General features: G+C 60.6%; 1 protein-coding gene and 1 pseudogene. Both read right to left on the reverse strand.

The window, feature by feature from the left end; all coding sequences use genetic code 11:
* A pseudogene (locus tag RTW80_RS25395) lies at positions 1-89 on the reverse strand (conjugal transfer protein); the annotation flags it as partial.
* A gap of 19 nt (positions 90-108) precedes the next feature.
* Positions 109-1,297 (reverse strand): conjugative transfer relaxase/helicase TraI domain-containing protein (locus RTW80_RS25400; RefSeq protein ID WP_312720824.1); only part of this gene is annotated, 1,189 nt, incomplete at its 5' end.

Consider the following 1,297-nt stretch of genomic DNA (forward strand, 5'->3'; position numbering starts at 1 on the left):
GGTGACCAGACCACCAACGACTGCAACCAGGTATCGGTCCGGGCAGCCAGTGAATCATTACGTGTTGTGTTCGTGTTATCCGTTGTCATCAGCGTTTATCTTCCTGTGTCAGTCTCCGCCCAGGGTTTTCTCTTTCTGCAGGTCACGAACCATATCCCGCTCCATCTGCTGCAGTCGCTCCTGCAGCAGATTTTCCCGGGCAACCTCCCGGACCGCTTCCCGCACCCGTTGTGGTTCACGCAGTACACTCTCCGGCAGCGCGGCTTCCCGTTCAGATATGGCAGACCGGTCACGCTCCAGCCCGGCAATATCCCTGACAGCCTGCTCTGTTTTGCCGTCCGGCAGGTCAGGTTTGTTCTCTGCCATTTTACGGACAATTTCATCCGCACGGCGTTCCGTTTCACGGCGGATGGCCTCTTCAGCCTGCCGCTGTGCCAGTACCTCTGCCGTGACCGGTTCGCCATTTCCGGCTCCCGGCTGAACGCTGTTGTCCGGGATATCCCCCCCCACGCGACCACCGGTGATGGTTCTGGGATTCCACGGACGACCTTCACCGGCGATTCTTACCACCACACCGCTGTCAGGATTATCACGGGCAATCCGGACACCATCCTGCATATTATCAGCCAGCAGGCTCTCTCCGTTACGGCTGCCCTGCAGGGCCACGAACTGCGCATCCCCGCTGCCTTTCACCCGGCCTTCACCACTGAAGCCCCGCAGCCCGTTTCCGTCATCCGTGGTCAGCGGGTTCAGCCAGATACCAGCTGACTTGCCGTTACGGTCAAAAGCCGGCAGTGCCACATACGGCTGCGGATATTTGCGCCCGGGTGCAATAAACCGTGCAGGACTGTCTCCCCCGGCCAGCCCTGCCTGACGGAGAACGGCACGGCCGGCCACCACGTCCCGCAGCTCCCGCGCCGTACTGAACAGCCGCTCTGCATTCATGACCTCCCGGTCCGAGTTCGGCTCTAGCACATCGTGGGCAGTGCCTTTCTGTACGGCATTGTTGATGGCATCCGTCCAGCCCTGACGGTTATCGGTGTACACCTGCACATGCTGCTTCATACGCGACAGGGCCACGTAGGCTGACTCAAAGCCGGCCATCAGTTTCCGGTTACCTTCCGTGCCTTCAAGCGCGATGGCAAAGGTTTCACTTGCCCCCTGCGCACCGTGGGCGGTGATGGCATAAGCCAGGTCAATATGTTGCTCTGCCCGCTCCTGACCTGGGCGAATCACCCGGATCTGCTGTCCGTCCGACAGCGTGACACTGTCACCGGAAACCGCTGTCACCGTCCAG

It is taken from the genome of Escherichia sp. AM3 (genome assembly GCF_032029835.1).
GTDB lineage: Bacteria > Pseudomonadota > Gammaproteobacteria > Enterobacterales > Enterobacteriaceae > Escherichia > Escherichia coli.